The organism is Vibrio sp. zbq_1 (genome assembly GCF_043102935.1).
Taxonomy (GTDB): Bacteria; Pseudomonadota; Gammaproteobacteria; order Enterobacterales; family Vibrionaceae; genus Vibrio; species Vibrio parahaemolyticus.
The window spans coordinates 674996-695772 of the sequence record NZ_JBICJH010000004.1 but is presented as its reverse complement, the minus strand read 5'-3'; the positions used below and the strand labels follow the sequence as shown (position 1 = coordinate 695772).

At 44.0% G+C, this 20777-nt stretch carries 13 protein-coding genes; 5 read left to right on the top strand and 8 right to left on the bottom strand.

Features of this window, described 5'->3' with window-relative positions; translation table 11 throughout:
* Positions 1-48 precede the first annotated feature (48 nt).
* Genes vmeV through vmeT form a run of 3 tightly spaced genes read right to left on the bottom strand, consistent with a single transcriptional unit; the run spans position 49 to position 5254 of the window.
* Complete coding sequence (vmeV, locus tag ACF8CV_RS03445; RefSeq protein WP_138937047.1) at positions 49-3108, bottom strand: multidrug efflux RND transporter permease subunit VmeV; 3060 nt, start codon at positions 3106-3108, stop codon at positions 49-51.
* The gene (gene vmeU, locus ACF8CV_RS03440) at positions 3108-4169 is read right to left on the bottom strand and encodes a multidrug efflux RND transporter periplasmic adaptor subunit VmeU (RefSeq protein ID WP_208871042.1); all 1062 of its coding nucleotides are present in this window, start codon (positions 4167-4169) and stop codon (positions 3108-3110) included. Before vmeU ends, vmeV begins: the two co-directional genes overlap by 1 nt.
* Positions 4169-5254: a multidrug efflux RND transporter periplasmic adaptor subunit VmeT gene (vmeT, locus tag ACF8CV_RS03435; protein WP_005454112.1), complete on the bottom strand. Its 1086-nt coding sequence runs from the start codon at positions 5252-5254 to the stop codon at positions 4169-4171. The genes vmeU and vmeT overlap by 1 nt, the downstream gene beginning before the upstream one ends.
* Before the next feature lie 150 nt (positions 5255-5404).
* Between vmeT and vdeR the strand changes: the two genes are divergently transcribed.
* Positions 5405-6130 carry an efflux transporter transcriptional repressor VdeR gene (gene vdeR / locus ACF8CV_RS03430; RefSeq protein WP_005478460.1) on the top strand — a complete coding sequence of 242 codons (726 nt, stop codon included), beginning with the start codon at positions 5405-5407 and terminating at the stop codon, positions 6128-6130.
* Positions 6131-6202: 72 nt separating this feature from the next.
* On the opposite strand, the gene gcvT is transcribed toward vdeR, so the two are convergent.
* A complete protein-coding gene (gene gcvT, locus ACF8CV_RS03425; RefSeq protein ID WP_005478448.1) occupies positions 6203-7321 on the bottom strand; it encodes a glycine cleavage system aminomethyltransferase GcvT in 1119 nt (372 codons plus the stop codon).
* Positions 7322-7581: 260 nt separating this feature from the next.
* A complete protein-coding gene (locus tag ACF8CV_RS03420; RefSeq protein ID WP_005454180.1) occupies positions 7582-8205 on the bottom strand; it encodes a helix-turn-helix domain-containing protein in 624 nt (207 codons plus the stop codon).
* A 375-nt stretch (positions 8206-8580) separates the two neighbouring features.
* On the opposite strand from ACF8CV_RS03420, the gene ACF8CV_RS03415 reads away from it, so the two are divergent.
* The 3 genes from ACF8CV_RS03415 to gcvP all read left to right on the top strand — a co-directional run bounded on the left by ACF8CV_RS03415 (position 8581) and on the right by gcvP (position 13301).
* A complete protein-coding gene (locus ACF8CV_RS03415; protein WP_005478453.1) occupies positions 8581-9876 on the top strand; it encodes a serine hydroxymethyltransferase in 1296 nt (431 codons plus the stop codon).
* A 51-nt stretch (positions 9877-9927) separates the two neighbouring features.
* Complete coding sequence (gcvH, locus tag ACF8CV_RS03410) at positions 9928-10308, top strand: glycine cleavage system protein GcvH (protein WP_005454126.1); 381 nt, start codon at positions 9928-9930, stop codon at positions 10306-10308.
* Positions 10309-10436: 128 nt separating this feature from the next.
* The gene (gene gcvP, locus ACF8CV_RS03405; protein ID WP_017447602.1) at positions 10437-13301 is read left to right on the top strand and encodes an aminomethyl-transferring glycine dehydrogenase; all 2865 of its coding nucleotides are present in this window, start codon (positions 10437-10439) and stop codon (positions 13299-13301) included.
* Positions 13302-13475: 174 nt separating this feature from the next.
* Here the strand turns inward: gcvP and ACF8CV_RS03400 are convergent, their stop codons facing one another.
* Both ACF8CV_RS03400 and ACF8CV_RS03395 read right to left on the bottom strand, forming a co-directional pair.
* Positions 13476-15335 carry a UvrD-helicase domain-containing protein gene (locus ACF8CV_RS03400; RefSeq protein WP_138937048.1) on the bottom strand — a complete coding sequence of 620 codons (1860 nt, stop codon included), beginning with the start codon at positions 15333-15335 and terminating at the stop codon, positions 13476-13478.
* Positions 15328-17349: an ATP-dependent endonuclease gene (locus ACF8CV_RS03395; protein WP_206383816.1), complete on the bottom strand. Its 2022-nt coding sequence runs from the start codon at positions 17347-17349 to the stop codon at positions 15328-15330. Before ACF8CV_RS03395 ends, ACF8CV_RS03400 begins: the two co-directional genes overlap by 8 nt.
* 473 nt (positions 17350-17822) lie before the next feature.
* Here ACF8CV_RS03395 and ACF8CV_RS03390 point away from each other — a divergent pair, with 473 nt between their 5' ends.
* Positions 17823-18953: an AAA family ATPase gene (locus tag ACF8CV_RS03390; RefSeq protein WP_138937050.1), complete on the top strand. Its 1131-nt coding sequence runs from the start codon at positions 17823-17825 to the stop codon at positions 18951-18953.
* Positions 18954-19592: 639 nt separating this feature from the next.
* On the opposite strand, the gene ACF8CV_RS03385 is transcribed toward ACF8CV_RS03390, so the two are convergent.
* On the bottom strand, positions 19593-20687 hold the full coding sequence (locus ACF8CV_RS03385; protein ID WP_055465063.1) for a hypothetical protein: 1095 nt from the start codon (positions 20685-20687) through the stop codon (positions 19593-19595).
* Positions 20688-20777: the final 90 nt, after the last annotated feature.

The following is a 20777-nucleotide window of genomic DNA, read 5'->3' as shown; positions in this document are numbered from 1 at the left end:
AATCCCTCAGGGCTAGGCAGGAAGCTGACTTAGATAAGTCAGGAGTCCTTATGCAGTGGTCGGTTTAATCCTAAATAGAATCGCAAACATTACTGGTACAACAATCAATGTTAGTACCGTTGCAAAACCAAGACCTGCCATAATCGTAATCGCCATTGAGCCAAAGAAGGCGTCAAACACGAGTGGAATCATACCTAGAATCGTTGTCAGCGCCGCCATGCTTACTGGACGCACACGGCTGATCGCGCTATCTACAATCGCAAGATACGGATCTTTGCCAGACTCTAATTCCAAGTTAATTTGATCAAGTAACACAATGCCGTTTTTCAAAATCATCCCGCTCAAGCTCAGCAATCCAAGGAATGCAGTGAAGCTGAATGGCATGTTAGTTGTTAGTAGACCGAACGCCACACCAATAATGGAAAGCGGAACCGTAAACCAAATCACCAACGGTTTTTTGATTGAGTTAAACAGTAAAATGGTAATGATGAACATCAGCAAGTAGCCCATCGGCAGAGAACCAAATAGCCCTTCTTGCGCATCTTTCGATGATTCGTATTCCCCACCCCAAGTAATTTCGTACCCTTCAGGGATGTGTAAAGCCATCACTTTTGGTTGTACACGAGCAAACAAACTTGCCGCCGTATCATCACTCAATACATCGTGGTCGGCCAACACCGTTAAGGTACGTTTTCTGTCTCGGCGTTGGATCAGAGGCTCACTCCAATCTAGTTCGACACCATCAATGATTTGATCGACAGGAATGTACGTTTGTAATGACGGGCTCCAAATCTTCACGTTTTGTAGCGATTCAAAGTCCACACGCTCCGCTTCAGGAAGACGCATCATAATAGGCAATGTATGAGTTCCGTCACGCAAAACACCAAATGTGCTGCCGCCAAACGCCATTTGCAGCGTACTTGATAGATCTTCTTTCGAAATACCAAGGCGACGCGCTTTAGATTCGTTGAAGACGGGCACAAGTTCTTTCGTTCTTTCACGCCAATCGTGGCGAATGTTTCTCGCACCTGGATCCGTGTGAAGAATGTCTTCCACCTTAACCGCTAGTTCTCGCAACACTTTCGGATCTGGGCCAGTAATACGCGCTTCAATTTTAGACGCTGGAGACGGGCCAAATTCCATCAGTTTGAACTGGAATGTAGGCGCATCGAACGCCTTCGCTAAATTGTCATCCAGCTTGTGAAGCAGCTTGAACATATTGTCACGGTCAGTTGCTCGCACTTGAAACTGAGCGTAAGCCTCGTAGCTTTTCTCCGGTTGGTACGTCAATGCAAAACGTTGTAGACCTTGGCCAATCGAAACCGAGACAAAATCGATGTCATCTTGCTGACGAATATAGCTTTCTACTTTTTCCGCTTGCTTAATGGTCTGACGGATATCCGTACCTTCTGGCATCCACATATCAACGTAGAACATCGGCGTATTCGAAGGTGGGAAGAATTGCTGCTTCACATTGCCAAACGCAATAACGGCACCCACTAACAACGCCACCATCGCAGCGACCGTCATCCAACGAAAACGTAACGAGAACTTAAGCAACGCGCCAAATACAACGAACAACCAGCCTTTGTAAGGGTCTTCGTCTTCACCGTTCGTGTCTTTCTCTTCTTCTTTTAGAAGCAGGTCTGCTAAGAAAGGCGTGAGTGTAATTGCCGTAACCCAGCTCAAGAACAATGAAAAACACAACACCCAGAAGAGTGAGCCCATGAATTCACCAGTTGCGTCTTGAGATAAACCGATTGGTGCAAACGCGGTAATTGCGATTACTGTCGCGCCAAGCAAAGGCCACTGTGTTTGTTTCACAATATCAACGGCAGCTTGAACCTTTGTGCGCCCTTTCTTCAGGCCAACCAGAATACCTTCAACCACAACAATCGCGTTGTCCACCAACATACCCAATGCGATGATCAACGCACCGAGCGAAATCCGATGAAGTTCTATGTTGTTGTAATTCATCAATATGAACGTACCAAACACCGTCAACAGAAGTACCACACCAATGATCACGCCACTACGTAAGCCCATAGTGAACAACAGCACAATAATTACGATGGCTACCGCCTCAGCTAAGCTGATCACAAACGCTTTTACAGAATCATCGACTTCTTGCGCTTGGTTGTAGAAATAGCTCATGTCCAAACCCGCAGGTTTGATGGACTCTAAACTGCTTAGCTCAGCGTTAAGGCGCTCACCTACTTCTACTACGTTAACGCCAGACGCAAACGAAATACCAATGTTGATTGCTTTCTTGCCGTTAAACAAAATCATGTTGCCCGGCTTTTCTTGAATACTTCGGGTGATCGTTGCAACGTCTTTTAAGCGAATCAAATTACCCGTATCACGACCGTGAATGATCAGGTTTTCTAACGCTTGAACGGTATTCAGCGTACCGCTAGGACGAATGACGAGGCTTTCACCATTCACCATAACTTCGCCAGCCGAAACCACGTTGTTTTGTTGGTTAAGCAAGCCAGACACAACGTTCATGTCGAGATTCAGAGATGCAAGGCGGTCAAGCGAGATTTCAACGAACAACATCTCTTGCTGATCACCTGCAATGTCTACTTTGCCCACGCCATCAACCAGTTCGATTTCACGTCGTAGGTGGTCGGCATAGCGTTTAAGCTCGACATAGTCGTAATCGTCGCCCGTCAGCATCAACATGACACCGTACACGTCACCGAAGTCATCAATAATCTGCAGAGATTGAACACCTTGCGGTAAAGTTGGTTGCAGATCGTTGATTTTACGGCGCATTTCGTCCCAAATCTGTGGCAGTTCATCTGGGCCGTAATCCATCTTCATACTGACCATGATCTGCGACATACCATTCGAAGAGGTCGACGTGATTCGATCAATGTACGGCAGTTTACGAATCTCTTTCTCAAGAGGATACGTTAATTCTTCTTCCACCTCTTTGGAGGTTGCCCCAGGATAAGTAGCGACAATCATCGCGTCCTTAATCGTAAACGCAGGGTCTTCTAATCGACCAAGCTCTAGGAATGAAGTCACCCCACCGATAGCAAGAATAACAATAAACAACCAACTGATGACTTTGTTCTTAATGGAATACTCAGCAATGTTCATTATTGTTCCTTCTCCACAACATCCACATGCTTACCTTCGCGTAATTTACGCAGGTTTGAATTAACCAACACATCACCTTGAGTGATTCCCGATGAGACAATCGCCCCTTCACCGTTAACTTGTGAAATCGCCACAGGCACTTTTGTGACAGCGTCACCGCTCATTTTCCAAACAAAGAACTCATTGTCATCGTTGCCTGCTTGAAGTGCCGTCATTGGGATGTTGTAACCATCGATAGAAGTGATACCGGCTTTGATCATGTCGACCATCACGCTCACACTGGTGCCCGGAAGAATCTCTTGCTCTGGTTGAGGCATGGTTAAGTACATCTCATAAGTCTGTGTTTCTGAGTTTGGCTCGCTAGTGTGCTCTAAATAGTCCAGCGCATACGTTGTTGGAATACCAGAGAACGTCGCACGCGGCTTATAACTCATGTTTTGTGCGGTTGGGTTCACCATCGCTAACACGTTGTCAGACAGTTCGATGCGCACATAAACCACATCGTTTTGATACAAGTTCAGTACAGGTTCGCCAATCGCCACGCGCTCAAAACGCTCTTTGAAAACGTCAGAGACTTTGCCTGCAAACGGGGCAAATAAACGCGTATAGTTCAACTGGTTGGTGGCGTTATAGAAGTTTGCCTCTGCCAGTTCCTTGTTTGCGGTCAGCTCATCCAGTTCTGCTTTGGATATCATTTGGCGGCCGTGCAGTTCTTCACCTCGTTTAAGCTGGCGAATCGCAAGCGTGTATTGCGCTTCCGCATCATTTACCGCTTGCTTTTCTTTGCTGTCATCCTGCTTGGCGATCATTTGTCCTTCTTTCACTACGTCACCAGCTTTCACTAGTACGTGTTGAATTTCACCGGCGCGACGAAATGCCATTGGTGTTTGTTCAGCAGGAACGACTAGCCCTTTAAACGCGCGATATTGGCTTTTCACTGGCGCGTCAACTGAAATAGTCGAAACATACAACGGTTGTTCGGCTACGTTTTGGCTATCACTTTGACAACCAGTAAGAACGACCAATGCGATAGCCGATACTGCGAATAGAGAATGCTTCATTAAATGCCTTCCTCACGAATCCAAGCTTTCACCACTTGCCCTTCGACTAATCGTTCTACGCCAGCAATAACCACGTAGTCGTTGTTATCCAAACCTGACTCAATCGCGCCACTTTCATTTAGTGACAATGTCACCTTATTCACTTGTTGCGTTGAGCTATCCATCACCCAAACTTCACCTTGGCTCTCTTGCTTGTTTACCCAAGCCGATGTCGGCAACGTCATGGCGTTAGACTTGCTTTGCTTAGCAATGTGTACTTGTCCTGTCATCCCAGTGAGCAAGTTGCGATCGGTTGGCCGAGTGATCGTCACAATCGCTTCATAGCTGTTGGTATCGATGTTTGGCTGCGTTGAGATTTCTTTGAACTTACCCGGAATACGTTTGCTTGGTTCGCTGTCCATCGTTACCCACATCTCTGCGTTTTTTAGTGCAGACAGAGAGACAGACTCCGCGTAACTAACGGGCAAAGTGAAAGAAACATCCAGCGTGGTGTTATCAATCAAATTGAGGATTTCTTGCTTTTCACCTACCACTTGATACGGCTTCACGTAGGTGTACGACACCACACCGTCAAATGGCGCTTGAATTTTGGTGTAGCTCAAATCGGTTTTCGCTTGTTCAAAACTTGCCAACGCTGCTTTGTATTGCGTTTCTTTTTGATCGTAGCTATCGGTGCTGATGAGTTTTTTGCTGTACAGACTTTTTGCTCGTTCCCACTGAGTTTTCGCCAGTGCATATTGGGCTTGCGCCGCGTCTAAAGCCAATTGCAGATCTTTCGGGTCTAGTGTGGCGAGCACTTCACCCTTTTCTACCCCTTGTCCCATTCTTACCAGTAGCTTTTCAACTTCCCCACCAACTTGAAAAGACAACTGCGCTCGATACGTTGCATCAATACGCGCAAGAAAAGCGTCAGAGTCGTCAACCGTAAGATCTTTAACAGCAAGTAATTTAACGGGTTTGATTAAAGGCTCTGCCGGTTCTGATATGGCTTTATTACACCCTGTCAGCAACGTAGAGAGACTTAACGTCACCACAGCGCCAATCAAAGTGTGCTTTATAGTTTGTTTTCGCACTGGCTTCTCCATAGACTTAAAATTTACTACACAGTCGTGCAGTATAGGCAGAATTGAATATTGATCAACATATTTTCCACATGGATAGCAAATTAATTAGTCAAAGCGTTCGGTTTCTGGTAAAAGTAGGCACGTTGATTAATATTCGGGAAAAATCGAACTATGAATGTAAGAAAGCAAGGCCGACGTAGCGCTGAAGCCGCAGAACAAACTAAGTGTCTGATCCTTAAGGTCGCTGCAGATATGTTTTGTGAGCTGGGTTACGAGCGAGTCTCGCTAAGAAACATCAGCGAAAAGGCGGGTGTATCACATAGTTTGATTCGTCATCACTTCGGCAGCAAAGAGAAAATCTGGCAAGCAGTGAGTGACGCGATGGATGAGTTCCTGCAAAATTATATGGCAGGCCTAATCAACGAAATGCCTGAGAACACCCCATCAAATCGCAAGATTTACCTGTTTATGGTTCGCATGTTGGCGTTTGCACTCGTGAACCCTCATCCAGTGCAAATGATTGCGGACTCAATCAGACAAGATGATAACGCGCTGTTTGACTACTTCTTAAAGTCAAAAGACGAGTTTGCCGAGATTTTCACGAGCATTTTCGCGCAGTACAACAGTGAATTCCCAGAAGCACAATTCGATCAGTGGGAATCAAAATGGCAGATGTTGATCTTTGCACACGGCGCAGTCAGCCTTGCTCCAATGATGCAAGAAACATGGCCAGATATCGCAGACAATCGTGAACAACTGCTGATCAAACACTGGGAATTGTTTAATACGATCATGGCGACGCAATTCAGAATCGCGAAAGAAGATATGATCCACCCTAGCAAGCTTGAAGACATCGTTATCGACATGTGTTGTACCATCGATGAAGCGGTAAACTAAAAAGCCAATAAGCGAAAAGAAGACATAAAAAATGCCGAGCTATTCAGCTCGGCATTTTTGTTTCATTCAGTTTTAACCGCGGTAGTAGCGTTGCGGTACAAACGGCATTTTTTCAACCGTCATTGGTAACATTTTGCCACGCACTTCTGCGAACAGCTCTGTACCAATCGCAGCAAGGTCGGCGCGCACATAACCCATTGATACTGGCTTACCTGCGTTTGGACCGGCTGTACCGCTGGTGACGATACCAATTTTCGCACCATCAGCATCAAACAGCTCAACACCTTCACGAACTGGCGCTTTTGTTTGGCCAACAAGGCCAACGCGCTTACGTGCAACATCTTTGGTTTCAATCTGCTTTAGAATGATATCAGCACCAGGGAAACCACCTTCACGTTCACCGCCAACACGACGCACTTTTTGGATACCCCAAAGCAAGCTCGCTTCAACTGGTGTTGTAGTCGTGTCTAGGTCATGTCCATATAGACACAAACCACACTCTAGACGAAGAGAATCACGCGCACCAAGACCGATCCATTCCACTTCTTCTTCCGCAGTCAGTTTGCGTGCTAGCTCTTCTGCTTTGTCAGCAGGAACAGAGATTTCGTAACCATCTTCGCCAGTGTAGCCACTGCGAGAAACAATGCACTCAGCGCCCAGAATTTCCACTTTACGAATATCCATGAACAGCATGTCTGCCACTTCTGGAGCAAAACGGGCTAACACTGTCGCCGCTTGAGGGCCTTGAATCGCCAGAAGAGCGCGATCTTCAATGACTTCTAGTTCAACACCCGATGGCAGATGCGCTTTTAGGTGCGCGATATCTTGTTCTTTACAAGCTGCGTTCACAACCACAAAAAGATGATCGCCCAAGTTTGCAACCATTAGGTCATCCATAATGCCGCCTTCTTCATTAGTGAAGAACGCATAACGCTGTTTGCCAGACTCAAGATCCACAATATCAACAGGAACTAATGTTTCTAGAAATGCTGCCGCGCCTTCACCAATTAAGCGAAGCTGACCCATATGAGATACATCAAACAAACCTGCTGCATCACGAGTGTGTAAGTGTTCCTTCTTTACGCCTAGAGGGTATTGAACCGGCATATCGTAACCCGCGAACGGGACCATTTTTGCGCCAACTTCAACATGAAGTGCGTGCAGTGGTGTTTTCAGAAGTTCTTGAGTCATTTTCGTCTCCATTTAGATAGACCCGAGAATGCTATCGGCATTCGATGAGTTTCCAATAATAAACATGGCTCATTCTATTTTGCACGAACAAGACAGCGATCGGCTTTCAAAAGTGTGACTCTTAACATTTTAATCACAACAAAACGTATAAAAAAGGCGCTTCATTGACCGATATATCATCAACAGAGCGCCATCATAACGTATTTACACTTGTTAGCAATCGTTTGCTTTCACTATAGGAAATTTACAACTATTTATCACTACTTAGCGGTAACCCACAAAATTTGAGCATCTTCCTCACTTACGCTGGTCAACATGTGTCCCATGTTCGCGTCGTAATAGACACTGTCACCTTCGCTCAAAACCACCGGCTCGTAAAACTCAGAATAGAACATAACCTCCCCTGATAAGATGAGCAAAAACTCCTCGCCATCATGACGAACCCAATCTTTGTATTCGTCGAAACTACGAGCACGGATCTGGCTCTTAAACGGCATCATTTTCTTATTGGAAAGTTGTGTCGCAAGCAGTTCATGCTCATAGGTCTGAGTTGGGTGTGGTTTTCCTTCACTTTTCTTAGTGATATCTCTACGCCCTGTTGCCACTTTTTTTCTTGGAGGTTCAAATAGTTGAGGCATATCAATCTGCAATCCAAGCGCCAATTTTTGCATGGCTTGGAATGTGGGAGAAATCTGTTCGTTTTCAATCTTACTTAGCGTAGAACGCGCAAGGCCAGTACGCTGACTCGCCTCTTCTAACGTAATGCCCAACTTAGAACGGATATCCTTAATGCGCTGACCAAGCTTTAACGGCTCGATATTTTGATCATTTTGTTCTTTCGCCAACGTCATCGACGGGTATTCATCGTAAATACTTTCTGCCATAAATCCCTCTATAAATATCCTTATTTCTCTCCTACTAGCATTGTGCATGAACCCTATAGTGGATAAAAGTGCACCACGTTAATTAAAGCGTGCTCTTGTTAACAAAACCAGAAATCTTGTTTCTTATAGGAAATTTTTGGTTGATTGTTCCCGCCCCAAGCGCTATGTTACCAACTTGTTAGATGTAGAGATGCAAATTTCCGTAAGAGATTGAAGAAGAAAAAGCGCAATCCGACGGAGTTTTCGCCCACTTTTTAGGGCTGGATGTTCACTCTGTTCTGCTACGCAGTTCAGCTGTTTTGAGGACAAATGAACCACATCGCAAGTCAATCAATCTTCTGCGGGTTCATTTTCAGATTTGGAAGGTCAACTACCATGAATAAGAGTTACCCTAACCACAGCTTGGAAAACTTTTTCTCTACCAACCTCTCTGCGACAGATGACGCTGTCTTTGCCGGAATTCAGGCGGAATTCACTCGCCAAAACGAACAAATCGAACTTATCGCTTCTGAGAACATCGTGTCTAAAGCGGTAATGCAAGCTCAAGGCACATGCCTAACAAACAAATACGCTGAAGGTTATCCAGGTCGCCGTTACTATGGTGGTTGTGAGCACGTAGATACAGTGGAAGCCATTGCTATCGAACGTGCGAAAAAACTTTTTAATTGCGAATACGCAAACGTTCAACCTCACTCAGGCGCTCAAGCAAACGGCGCAGTGAAACTGGCACTACTTCAACCTGGCGACACCATTCTTGGCATGTCTTTGGACGCAGGTGGCCACCTAACACACGGTGCACGCCCTGCTCTATCTGGCAAGTGGTTTAATGCAGTTCAATACGGCGTTGATCGTGAAACACTAGAAATCAACTACGATGATGTGCGCGCTCTGGCGCTAGAACACAAACCAAAGATGATCATCGCAGGCGGTAGCGCGATTCCACGTACTATCGATTTCGCAAAGTTCCGTGAAATCGCCGACGAAGTGAACGCAATCCTAATGGTCGATATGGCGCACATCGCAGGCCTTATCGCAACAGGCGCACACCCTAGCCCATTGCCACACGCACACGTTGTGACCACGACAACGCACAAAACACTGCGTGGTCCACGCGGGGGCATGATTCTGACTAACCACGAAGACATCATTAAGAAGATCAATTCGGCGGTATTCCCAGGCCTACAAGGCGGTCCATTAATGCACGTTATCGCCGCTAAAGCGGTCGCATTTGGTGAAGCACTTGGCCCTGAATTTAAAACTTATATTGATTCGGTGATCAATAACGCAAAAGTCCTAGCGGAAGTATTGCAAACTCGCGGTTGCGACATCGTAACCGGTGGTACAGACACGCACTTAATGCTTGTTGACCTTCGTCCTAAAGGCTTGAAAGGCAACAAAGCAGAAGAAGCTCTAGAGCGTGCTGGGATCACATGTAACAAAAATGGCATCCCATTCGATACAGAGAAGCCTATGATTACATCGGGCATCCGTTTAGGAACGCCTGCGGGTACAAGCCGCGGCTTTGGCGCTGAAGAATTCAAACTCATCGGTAATTGGATTGGTGACGTACTGGACGGTTTGGTGAACAACCCAGAAGGTGACGCAATCGTTGAGAAACGCGTTCGCAAAGAAGTAAAAGAGCTTTGCAGTCGCTTCCCTCTTTACCAGTAAACGACTTTTTAAATCAGAATAATTCCTGACAAGTTATTTGGAGATTAAGCAATGGACAAAACACTGAAGTTTACAGATAGCCACGAGTGGGTACGTGACAACGGTGACGGCACAGTGACAATCGGTATTTCTGAGCATGCGCAAGAAATGTTGGGTGACGTAGTATTCGTTGACCTGCCAGACGTGGAAGACGAAGTAGAAGCTGGCGAAAGCTTCTCTTTGGTTGAGTCTGTAAAAGCGGCTTCAGACATCTACTCACCAGTAACCGGTGAAGTAGTTGAAATCAACGAAGAGCTAGAAGACAGCCCAGAGCTAATCAACGAAGAACCATACGAAGGTGGCTGGATCGTGAAAGTGAAACTTTCTGACCCATCTGAGTTGGATGACTTAAAAGATGCGGAAGAATACCTAAGCTCTATCGAAGAAGAGTAATTAGGATGTGACGAAAGCTGTTCCCTAGCCTGTTTAGAGAGCAGCTTTTTTTCTAGGTTCGGACGTATAATTAAATGAGTCAATTAAGACCATTTCCGATACCCGAGCCAAGGAGTAGGTAAAGGACAATGACTGAATTACTTCAAAGCCTCAGCACACAAAACGAGTTCGTTGGACGCCACAACGGACCAAAACTTTCTGACCAACAAAAAATGTTGGAAGCGATCAACGCAGTTAGCCTAGACGCACTGATCAGCGAAACCGTACCAGCAAACATCCGCCTTGAGCAGCCAATGACGTTGGCAGAAGCGAAAAGCGAAGCGGACATGTTGGCTACAATGAAACAATTCGCAAAACAAAACCAAGTCAAACGTACATTCATCGGTCAGGGTTACTACAACACGTTCACGCCAAATGTCATTCTGCGTAACGTGCTAGAAAACCCAGGCTGGTACACCGCGTACACACCATACCAACCAGAAATTTCTCAAGGCCGTTTGGAATCACTACTGAACTTCCAACAAATGGTTATCGACCTAACCGGTATGGAAATCGCAAACGCGTCTTTGCTTGATGAAGCAACGGCAGCGGCAGAAGCGATGACACTTTGTAAGCGCGCTGGTAAGAGTAAGAGCAACGTATTCTTTGTGGCTGACGACGTGCATCCACAAACCATCGAAGTGGTAAAAACGCGTGCTAAATTCATCGGTTTTGAAGTGCTAGTTGGCTCTTTAGAATCTCTACCAGAGCAAGACGTATTCGGCGCGCTGGTTCAATACCCAAGCACAACGGGTGAAGTTCGTGATCTAACGGACATCATCGCGAAAGCACAAGCAAACAAAACGCTTGTTACTGTTGCGACAGACCTGCTTGCTTCTACCCTATTGAAGCCTGCTGGAGAAATGGGCGCAGACGTCGCAATCGGTTCAGCTCAGCGTTTCGGCGTACCAATGGGTTACGGCGGTCCACACGCGGCATTCATGGCAACTCGTGACAAACACAAACGTACAATGCCAGGCCGTGTTATCGGTGTTTCTATCGATGCGAAAGGCAACCAAGCACTTCGTATGGCAATGCAGACTCGCGAGCAGCACATCCGCCGCGAAAAAGCGACATCAAACATCTGTACCGCTCAAGCGTTACTAGCAAACATGGCATCTTTCTACGCGGTTTACCACGGTGCAGAAGGTCTACGCACCATTGCTCGTCGCACACACCACATGACTGCCATCCTTGCTGCTGGCCTAACAAAAGGCGGCTTTGAACTTGCTCATAACAGCTTCTTCGATACCATCACCATCAACACTGGTGAGAAAACGCAAGATCTGTACACAAAAGCACTCGCAGCAGACATCAACCTACGCGTCCTACCTGGCAAACTAGGCATTAGCTTAGATGAAACAACAACCGTTGCAGATGTCGAAGCTTTGTTTGCTGTCTTTGGCGTAAAAGAAGACGTTACCGCACTATCTACGGAAATCGCTGGTAACGAGTTTGCCGCCATTCCAGAAGCGCTACGTCGTACTTCAGAATACCTAACGCACCCAGTGTTCAACACTTACCACAGTGAAACACAAATGATGCGTTACCTAAAACAGCTTGAAAACAAAGACTTCTCGCTAACGCACGGCATGATCCCACTAGGCAGCTGTACGATGAAGCTAAACGCAGCAGCAGAAATGATCCCAATCACTTGGCCTGAATTTGGTTCTATCCACCCATTTGCACCAGCAGAACAAGCGGCGGGCTATGCAGCGCTAGCGAAAGATCTAAAAGAGAAGCTTTGTGAAATCACAGGCTACGACGCATTCTCACTACAGCCAAACTCCGGCGCATCGGGTGAGTATGCAGGTCTTATCGCGATTCAACGCTACCACGAAAGCCGTGGCGAAGGTCACCGCAACGTATGTTTGATCCCAAGCTCTGCGCACGGTACTAACCCTGCAACCGCATCTATGGTGTCAATGAAAGTTGTGGTTGTTAAGTGTGATGACGAAGGCAACATCGACATCGACGATCTAGCAGCGAAAATCGAGAAGCACAAAGACAACCTATCCAGCATCATGATCACTTACCCTTCTACGCACGGCGTTTACGAAGAGAAAGTGAAAGAAGTGTGTGAAATGGTTCATGCCGCAGGCGGTCAAGTATACCTAGACGGCGCGAACATGAACGCACAGGTAGGTCTAACATCCCCTGGCTTTATCGGTTCAGACGTTTCTCACCTAAACCTACACAAAACCTTCTGTATCCCTCACGGTGGCGGCGGTCCAGGTATGGGGCCTATCGGCGTTAAATCCCACCTAGCACCTTTCCTACCAGGTCACATCGAGAACGGTGTAGAAGGCGAAGACTTCGCAGTATCAGCTGCAGATTTTGGTAGCGCATCTATCCTACCTATCTCTTGGGCTTACATCGCAATGATGGGTGAAGCAGGCTTATCCAACGCAACCAAGGTCGCGATTCTAAACGCTAACTATGTGATGGAGCGTCTACGCCCTCACTACCCTGTTCTTTACCGTGGCAAAAATGGCCGCGTAGCGCATGAATGTATTATCGACATCCGTCCGCTGAAAGAAGAAACAGGCATTAGCGAAGAAGATATCGCGAAGCGTCTAATGGACTACGGTTTCCACGCGCCAACCATGTCGTTCCCAGTTGCTGGCACGCTAATGGTTGAACCAACGGAATCTGAAGACCTAGCAGAGCTAAACCGCTTCTGTGATGCGATGATTTCTATTCGTGAAGAAATGACGAAAGTGAAAAACGGTGAATGGCCACTAGAGAACAACCCGCTAGTTAATGCGCCACACACGCAAGTTGACCTTTCTGCTGAAGAATGGGATCGCCCATACTCACGCGAACTTGGCTGCTTCCCATCAAAAGCAACCAAATCTTGGAAATACTGGCCTACAGTAAACCGCGTAGATAACGTATACGGCGACCGTAACCTAATCTGCTCGTGCCCAAGCATCGATAACTACGAAGATTAATTTTTGTAGATGATCACAGATAACCAAGTTGGAAACTGTGATAACCGAGTTGGAAACCGATAACTAAGTTGGAAACTAACTTGAATAACAAAAGGCGAACCATTTGGTTCGCCTTTTTCACGTCACTATCACCTAGAAATCACTGTCACCAAATTACAAGTAGATAGAACCCCGCTACATCATTTCAATTTCATCTTGAGTAAACCAGCCAGACTCTAAACTCTTCCTCTTTACAGCTTTGGGATCTTTGGTATATGCAACGACAGCTAAACTCTTTTCTGCCCTACTACATATCACATAAAACAACCTTCTAGTTCTTGATAGAACAGAGTCTTTACCTTCTGATTGATTTCGTATATCCGTCTGGGATAACTCTTGAGCACCAAATAGTTTTTCATAGCGGAACAGGAATCCATTTGCACTGTTATCGTCCATAATTGCCATAACACGATCAAACTCTAACCCTTTAACCCCTTGATGTGTTCCATACCCTAACTCTTCATTAATATAAAGCGCGTAGTTTGCCAAATGGCTGATAGGAGCTAAAAGAGCCTGATTCCATGCAATTGACCGTTTGCTCAAGTTCTCCTCCTCATCATCGTTTTTCAAGCTGGATGATTCTACAAGAAGAGCATTTAGTTCATCAGGAATATAAAGTAGCTTGTAAGCTTTTATCAAGAGCAATACCTGCGCTAAAGGAGGATCTGGCTCCGAGACTATGGCCCTAATTTCTTCAACCGACTGATCCGTATTTTTAAGAGTCGATATAGGATCTAAACAAAAATCCGCGTTAGTGGAGCTAATAACACCAGAATACTTTTTGATAATGTTTGCGATGGCAAACTCATCTCGAACTCTGATCGCGTCAACAAGAGGTAACAAGCTACTACACAAAAACCTTAAAGAAGCATTTGTTCCGTTAAGTAACGAATCTCTGAGACTGTCAACTGTTGCAAGTGGCAAATAAAACTTATCAAAGTTACCCCTGATAGCTGCCATTGCATGTTCCAGAGTAAGAGCTTTTATCTGATTTGGCTCAAGCCACAAAGAATCCTCTGAAATAGCTGACATCTTAGCTCTAATTGAAGCTTCTACATCTCGCTTATGTGCTGTATCAGAATCAACAATAAACAACCTAACGACTCCAAGCGGCGCACCCGCTTTTGGCTCCTGCTTTTTCTTATCATCCTCTTCGCGAATACTGTTAATTAACTCTATTACTCGCTGCGGGCAGCTGTAATTAATCGTTTTCGAAGGGGTCTTCCAATCGTCAGGCAAGGAGGGCTCTAGATCATGTTTCCCTCCTCCGTAGATCCTTTGCATGAGATCTCCAAATAACCCAAGAGAAAACTTCGAACGATTCAAACTTTGAGTTTGAATGAAAGCCTCCATGAGCTCTTTTCTGGTGTCCTGGCTTTCATCGATTAAAAGTATGGGATACCTATTTGTAAGTATATTTTGAAGTAACGGGCTCTCATTCAATAGAGTTGCAGTGATCTGTATAACTTCTTCATGAGAAACCGTACCTCTTTCGATCCTATTACTTGTAGGCGAGTACGTAAATTTTCTGACTAATCGTAATTCGTCTAATCTCGTAGCTTTAGTCTCTCTCTTTCTAATATTTTGCTGAGCTGTCTTACCGTTGATGTCTCTAGCGTTCGAGATTTTTAAGTCAAGCTCCTCGATATCGGCACTAAGTTTTGTCCTAAACCACCCTTTAATATCTTCGGTAAACGGCTTAATCATCTCCCAAACAAAGCTATGGATTGTGGATACATGAAACAATGGGTCATAAGACAAGCGCCGTTGAATTTCGTTACACGCCGCATTGGTATATGTTATGACCCCGACCCGTTGACCATTTTGGATAAGGCGACCTAAGTTCTTCTCTCGTACTTCTTGTAATACATTTACTAGAGACCTAGTTTTACCTGAACCAGCACCAGCAAATAATAGAAAGCTCTTGGGGTTATCAAGGTTTAGGTATCCGTAGATTTCATGATCGACACCGATTAGGCTGTTAGGCTTACTCACCAATCATTTCCTCCATAATTTCAGAGGCTTGATCTTCTGGTGCCCATGTGTATTCTAAGCTCATCATCTCTAGCTCACCCTCTAGCCAAACCAGCCCCTCGCTTATGTACTCAGGAACAAGCAGCTCGTTTGGTTCAACATCAGATAGTAGATCTAAAGCCATTTTTGCTTTCTCTCCATCGAGAGCTTTATACATGGCATTGCAACAAGCATTTAGTGTTGTCATTTTCGTAGCTAAATGCATTTTCTTTACCATTCCAGTTGACTTACTTAGCTTCCTAAATAGCTCCAAGTTCGTCAGAGCTACTGCATCTTCGAACGTATAAGGAATAACTTCTTTCGTCGTTCTCGCTTTCGGCGTAAATTTTGTCTGAATGCCATATTGGAAAGATACGCGTACGTTACTTTGAACTTTTTGCTCAGGCGGTAGGTCAAGCAGGTCGTCCAAAGTCAAATTACCAAATTCAAACCAACTTTTTAGTGTTTCACTGCCAAACTCTAAAGAAGCCCCTCTTTTCGGGCGAGCTTTTTTCCCTAGAGAGTCACACGCATCAGTATCGGTAATGACTAATGTTGGTAAACCTAGAAGCTCAATTAGAGGACGTAACCTTTGCGCATGAGCACCACCAATTTCCAATATTGAAATATAGCTTCGTCTCAAATCCTGATGATGACTGGAAATGAAATGTGGTAGAAGCATCCGTTCCGCAGCTCCCTCTACCAGAATCACCCCATTAGCAAAGAACAAGTCGCAATGAGTTGTCTTTAGATACCTTGAAACAAATTTGTTCGTGGACGATACATCAGTTTCATTTTTCTTCTCGGAGGGGAAAACTGTCGCAAGGTTCACCACTTCTGCCTGAGGAGTAGGTTGTTCTTTAGAAGCAGGTTTTCTTTTGAAATAACGAAGGGATTCAAAACCTGCTTCATAAGCAACGTAGCTAGAGTGGGTACTAATAACCATTTGGGTCGTTAAGTTAGCTTCAACGGATCCATACTCTCTAAGTACCTTATAGGCTTTACGAACAAAAACCTGTTGTACTTGAGCATGGAGGTGAGCTTCTGGTTCTTCAACCAAAACTAAATGGATAGGTTCAATCGCCGCGTCTTCTTCCGAGCGCTTTTTGCCTATTTTTCCGACCTTCAACCAACGATCTCGGAAAGTAATCAACTGAAAAATTATATGGTTCAAGTTTTTGTAACCCAACCCATTGTATTGCTCAGGAAGAGAAAATGTATTGTCACCGAAATTCTGTTTTCTAACGTCAAAGATTACAGCGGCATCATGCTCTAAAGTATCGATCGGGTTCAACCTGCTCGATAGCTTAATATCAGGATCGGTAAACCCTGGATATCCAAGCTCCTTTATTTCACCAAGAGTTTTTTCAAAGGCTTTATCCAATCGAGAATCAAACTCGATTTGAGCCTTTTCAACCGCCTCTAACGCATCTAAATCTTCAGCCTCAGGCATATCAGATGGATTTAAATGGCGCTTGTAGTACTCGTTTAGTTGTGAAGATAAGCTGCTAGTTGACTTTCCTAAATCTGAGTGAGGGTCAGAAAAACCTCTTTGTGCTTCAATTGTATCGACTCGAAAAATACCCTTAAATGGATCAGACTCAAAACATATAGAGTCATTTGATAGCGTTTGAGTCTCATCTTTCTTGGACGGATCAAGTAAGTACGCTTTGATTTCAAATTCAACGTGTAACTTTTCTTTGAGGTAGTCTTTAAAGTCTCTAGGCCAAAGTGATAGTTGCTTATCTTTGTTTACCTTAACTACAGCATCTCTTTCACGTACATAGTTTTCTCGCAACCTATCTAAATCTTTGGGCTGATATATCAATCGGACACCTAAAGGTTCTCCATCCCACTTTAAAGTAGGGATAAGATGAGAAACTCTTTGAACTTCTTTAACATCTGCGTCTATCCAAACATCTAACGAAGGGCAATAAGGTTGCCATTCAGGCAGTTCTGCTAAAGTGGCCCCCTGTTTCAAATGGTTTGCTAACAAAGAAGCTCTGATCAACAGATTAATCGATAGAGAGCGAGTTAGATTAAGTCAAGAGAAGGCATCACGTATAGACAAAGGAACGCTAGAACAGCTAATCCATCTGTCAAAAGTTGCTAGATATGCCTCATTCAAAGTTGGAGTAGCTATCGTTCAACCAGCAATTTCAAAACCTCTGATTTCTAAAGATATTCTATCAGTTCTGGGAGCTACTGAAGCCTATATTGACGAAATATCAAGCATTAAACTACGCGTGATAATAAATCAAGCATCATAAAGAGAACTTAGGTGCACCTTCAAACTCTCAATAGTTGAAATAGTGAGTTTGAAGGTGCTATTTAACTTTCTCTTGTAATACGCGCTGACTTGGTCTGCCACTGTCGTGTCGAATAACTTCCAACGTCGCTAATCAAGATATCAGCTTTTTATTTTCAATAAGTTAGACTAAGAAACCTAACCATAACAAGTAACACTCTATGATACATATATATGTTGGTGAAAACGGCTCTGGTAAAAGTAAGAAACTAGGCGAGATCGCAACTAACCTAATTGCCAAAGGAGAAACAGTCATTGCAATCTCGACAGCTCCAAACGATAAATTTCCTAGAAGAACTCCTCACAAGCCATATCACTATATGGGCTCTAGATTAGGCCGCTTCGTTGCTAGAGAGGCTATAAAGAGCGCAATATCTTATAGCTACGGACATGAAGATAAGTTGTTCTCATCCATATTTAACATCTTAAACTATGCTGGTTTTTCACAGAAATTTGGGCTAACGATAAATGGTCTTCGTGAAAATATTGAGAGTGAGTTAATGAATCATTTACTTGACTCAGACTCTGAATCAGGGGTTTATGAAAACTATGATGTAATATCTAATAGTTTTAGATACATAAGAAGCACCTTAAAGCCCGACCACACTTTTTGGGTAGACCAAGAAACACCTCTTTCCAAAACTTCGGGGGGAGAGGCTTTGGTAAATCTTGTAAAACACGAAAAGCTGTGTAAAAAAATTAAACTATTTAGGTCAATTGAAATAGTTGTTCAAAAAAAGGACATCGTTTTCCCATTGATACAAGCAAGTTCTGGAGAACTATCCTTAATATCTACAGCAGTGTTTATTGCGTCTAATCTTCATGACTCTAACGCCAGATATAACATATTGATTGACGAGCCTGAAAACAGCCTACACCCCGAGTGGCAACAAAAATATATAACCAACCTCCAAAATCTATTTCCTTATTATAAGACCAACTTCTACATTGCGACTCACTCACCTTTACTAGTCGCGGGTGGGCTTACCGAAAAAAATGTTTCAGTTTACAGGGCATCACAAGACCAGTTTATTGAAGCTCCAGCGCAAGTAAAAAATATAGAAGATGCACTAATTGACCAGTTTGGTATCGTCACGCCAGAAAGCAACGCATTGTCAGAAAGGTGTATTGAACTCATTCACAAAGTAGAGATTGGGCAGCTAACCAAAGAAGACGCAACTGAAAGTCTTGACTCCTTCTACCAGCAATCCTACGACACCAAGCAACGAGAGTTTCTAATCGGTGTGAGAAACATTATCTTAGAGTTGGAGATGGTAAATGCCAAAGATTAGCTTCACCAACGCTGAAATTAGTCTCATGAAATCAGCAACACAGTTGGGCCATACCGAGTGGTCAAATAAAAATCTTGCAGCTATTAAAGCCAAGATAAAGCATCAAAAGAAACAGCAAACTCTACAACTTTGCTGCTATTGCCAAAGAGACATAAATTCGGAGTTTAATTTTGTATTAGATATTGAACACATAATTCCTAAGTCATCAAGACTTAGGCATATGTTTACTATGAAAAATCTCAGCGTATCATGTAAACGCTGCAATATGTCAATCAAAGGTGCTAAGACAGACTTCCTTAGTATTCCAATAGCATCACTTCCAAGAAGAGCCTTCAAAAGTAGATACTATCGATTTATTCATCCAAACTTAGATTTTCCTTTCAAGCACCTAGTTCGGACACATCTACAACAAGGGCCTATTCGTCTAATCAAGTACCATCGGTATTCTGATAAAGGAGAGTACACTTATAGCTATTTCCGATTACATGAGTTTGAGGTTGAGTCAGCGAATCTGGCTCAAGGAAGACGAAAAGTAAGGAAAGTGAGCGCAGAGTCGTTGTCCAAATTTGCGAAACTTCAGCAATAAACAGTATGAGAGACTCTACAGCTCTCTTTGAATAGTAGTTATCAAAGTAAATATCAATTGCTTATCCAATTGAAATAGTCAACGACTAGCCCAGCAGCAAGTTCGTAATTGATATGAGGGAGTGCTAACAAAAATAGCATTAGCGTAGTTAGCACTCCTGTAAACACAATCCCCATACCTGTGTAGAGTTTTGAAATCCCGATCTGACGTTGGTATTGCTGATGGAGGTCTAATTTACTTTGCTCAAAGCTTTTCTGCTTCTCAAGCAAGATGCTTTGGAAGGATTCCAACTCTTGATTTTGCGAAATCTTTAGCTGCTCCACGTATTGCTTATAGCGGGCCGATTCCCTTTCTAAGAGTGTAACATTTCTAGTTACACGACTCATTTTGTCGTTAGAACTATCTAAAGTATCTTTCAGTTTCTTGATGATTGTTCTTGAGTGTTGCGTCACAAGTGGATTGCTCAAAATCTTCGCAAAGACTTGTTGGCTAAATCTAGCGCGTAGTTTCTCAAAGTAGTCCTCTAAGTCCTCTGGCGTAAAAGGCTGTTTGTTCAATTCTTTGCGAAACCTAATGCTATCGGAGATCTTTACTTCCAAGATAGGAATATTGTGGGATTCGAATGCCTTCACCTTATCGGGTTCGCAACTGTGAGTGACAAAAATTTCTAACGCAACCTTTCCCCCCCACTCATCGTACATCAGAGAGTCTTTAGACAGATAACCAATAGCATCAGGATAGAAGTACTTGTCGCTACCAAATTGGAGCCGAGTAGATTGATAATCCTTGTCAAAGTACTCAAACTTTAGCGGAAGGTCTTGGTTTCCGATCTTAAAAGGAATCGTACTTAAAGACGTTAGTGCTTCTATTGCTAACTGATGCGATAGACTCTCTCCATCACTATCACCCTGTACTTCTTTAGCTGCGTTCTTAGGATTATATCTAAAAAAGCCATTTTTATTTGGATGCACAGGCTTCCGATCTTTTGGATCTCTGTGAGTGCTCCACAGAATGAAATGGTTAAACTCCGCCCCATGATCCCGTTTAAGTTTGAGAGCTTCCCAAATGTACATCATGAGTTGACTATGGTCTTGCTTACCTGGAATAGGTTTTTGATTCTTATCTGTAACATACGCCCAAATTTTCATCTAACTTCCTTTGAGTGTTACCAACTACATATGCGGTGAGCATTACTAACCAAAAAGCTCTGTTGTAAGAACTAGGTAATACTCTCGTTT